The sequence below is a fragment of the Streptomyces sp. SID14478 genome, assembly GCF_010548525.1.
Taxonomy (GTDB): domain Bacteria; phylum Actinomycetota; class Actinomycetes; order Streptomycetales; family Streptomycetaceae; genus Streptomyces.
Genome location: NZ_JAAGMG010000058.1, coordinates 1 through 1880 on the forward strand (window position 1 = coordinate 1; position 1880 = coordinate 1880).

The 1880-nt window shown below is 75.1% G+C and carries 3 protein-coding genes; 1 reads left to right on the forward strand and 2 read right to left on the reverse strand.

Annotated elements, in window-relative coordinates; translation table 11 throughout:
* The first annotated feature begins 154 nt into the window (after positions 1–154).
* Positions 155–532 carry a helix-turn-helix domain-containing protein gene (locus tag G3I40_RS02030; protein ID WP_164300408.1) on the forward strand — a complete coding sequence of 126 codons (378 nt, stop codon included), beginning with the start codon at positions 155–157 and terminating at the stop codon, positions 530–532.
* A 255-nt stretch (positions 533–787) separates the two neighbouring features.
* Here the strand turns inward: G3I40_RS02030 and G3I40_RS02035 are convergent, their stop codons facing one another.
* Complete coding sequence (locus G3I40_RS02035) at positions 788–1375, reverse strand: hypothetical protein (RefSeq protein ID WP_164300409.1); 588 nt, start codon at positions 1373–1375, stop codon at positions 788–790.
* A partial coding sequence (locus G3I40_RS02040) for an FkbM family methyltransferase (RefSeq protein WP_164300410.1) occupies positions 1350–1880 on the reverse strand: 531 nt, incomplete at its 5' end. The genes G3I40_RS02035 and G3I40_RS02040, both read right to left, overlap by 26 nt.

Genomic DNA, 1880 nt, shown 5'->3' on the forward strand with positions numbered 1-1880 from the left:
GTAGCGGCCGGTGCGGGGGAGGGCGGCGTCGAGGCCCGCGGGCGGGGTGAGCACCAGCCAGTCCGGCGCCGGGTCCGCGGCGCGCAACCGGTCCAGGCCCGCCGCGTGACCGCAACGGTACCGGTGCCCCTCGGACAGGCCCTAGCCTCGGGGCATGGCCACGCCCCGCGACCCGGTGACGTTCGACCCGGCCTGCCCGTCGTCCGCGATGCCGATCCGGATCGGCGACAAGTGGACCGGCATGGTCGTGCGCTGTCTGGACGGCGGACCGCGCCGGTTCGGCGAGCTGAGGCAGACCCTGCACGCCGTCACGCCGAAGGTGCTGGCCGAGACGCTGCGGGCCATGGAGCGCGACGGGCTCGTCACCAGGACCGCGTACGACGAGAACCCGCCCCGCGTCGAGTACGAGCTGACCCCGCTGGGCCGCAGCCTGATCGGACTCATCGACACCGCCCGCGCCTGGGCCGAGGACCACCTGCCGCACCTGCTCGCGGCCCGACAGGCAGCCCTCGCGCGCCCCTGCGAGGACTGACCCCGAATACCCCAGACCGCGCTGGTCACCTGACGGCCGGGCCCCGACCAGCCCGTCGACCGCGAGCCTCCGCGGCCGGCCGCGGAGTCGGCGCGCGCCGTCCTCGTCCATGACGCGGACGGCCGCCCGTGCGTATGGGAACTGGAACTGGTCGAGCCGCACCTGTAGCCGAGCGCCGCGACTTCGGGAACGGCGGGCAGGTGTCGCGCGAAGCCCTGGAAGGACTCGTCGCCGCCGCTCTGCGCTGAGTGCGGGTCAGACCTCCGTCCACCGTTGCAGCAGCCCCCACGTGAACTCCGCCCGCACCTGCCGCGGCCTGCCCGCCTCGTCCGGGGCCGTGAACGACAGCCCCCAGCGCGTCGGCGCCGAGCCCTCCAGGGGGCGGGCCGGGGCGAAGGCGCGGGCCGCCTCGTCGACCGTGCAGGACCAGGGGGTGAGGTCGTGGAGGGTGTCCAGCGCGGGGGCGGGGGCGCCGGGGGTGCGGATCAGCCATTCGTTCCAGACCGCGCCCGTGGGGGAGAGGAGGACCTCGAAGCGCAGGTCGGGCCAGAGCGGGACCGGCCAGAGCAGCGCCTCGCACTTCAGGTCGCCGATCGTGCGCAGCAGCGTCTGCTCCGGCGCGCCCAGGATCGAGCGGTAGCGGGAGACGGGCGAGCGCGAGCCCCGCGCGTGGAGCATCGCCTGCCAGCGGCGGTTGGCCTCCCGCATGTCGGCCACCGAGACGCCCAGGTCGGCGCGGGCGCTCTCCACCCGCTCCGGGTTGTGATCGGCCATGCGGCGCAGCAGCACCAGCTGGAACATCAACGGCGTGAAGGGGTCAGTGGGGCGTGGCATGTCTTCCATGGTCGCGCACCGGAGCGGGTGTCCTCCCGTCCGGCAGGAACAGGACCGAGTTCACGTACCGCGGGCGCCGGGCGCTCGGCGTGAGCGCGCGGCGCAGCAGGCCCTGCGAGGCGATGTGGGCGGTGCCGCGCTGGTGCGCCGCCAGGTCGAAGTCGGGCAGCGGCACCCAGGTGTCGGACGGCAGGACCCAGCCCTCGTAGTCCTGCGCGCGCAGGTGGGCGACGACCGGGGCGATCGGCTGGATGCGCGTCTCCAGCTCGATGAACAGGGCCGGGCGGTCGCGGCCGAGCAGTTCCCGGGCGCCGCGCAGTACCGCCAGCTCCGCCCCGTCCACGTCGATCTTGATGAAGTCGACGTCGTGCAGGGCGAGTTCGTCGAGGGTGACACAGGGCACCTCGTGCGGGGTCGGCGCGTGCAGGCCGTCGCGGCGGACCAGGGAGGACACCCCGCGCTCGCCGCGCTCGTCGTGCGGGGGCTGCCACAGCGGCGCCGCCCCGGGCCGGTC

Excerpts from the sequence above, each read along its gene's own strand:
- G3I40_RS02030 (WP_164300408.1), top strand. The coding sequence starts at position 155 with ATGGCCACGCCCCGCGACCCGGTGACGTTCGACCCGGCCTGCCCGTCG.
- G3I40_RS02035 (WP_164300409.1), bottom strand. The coding sequence starts at position 1,375 with ATGGAAGACATGCCACGCCCCACTGACCCCTTCACGCCGTTGATGTTC.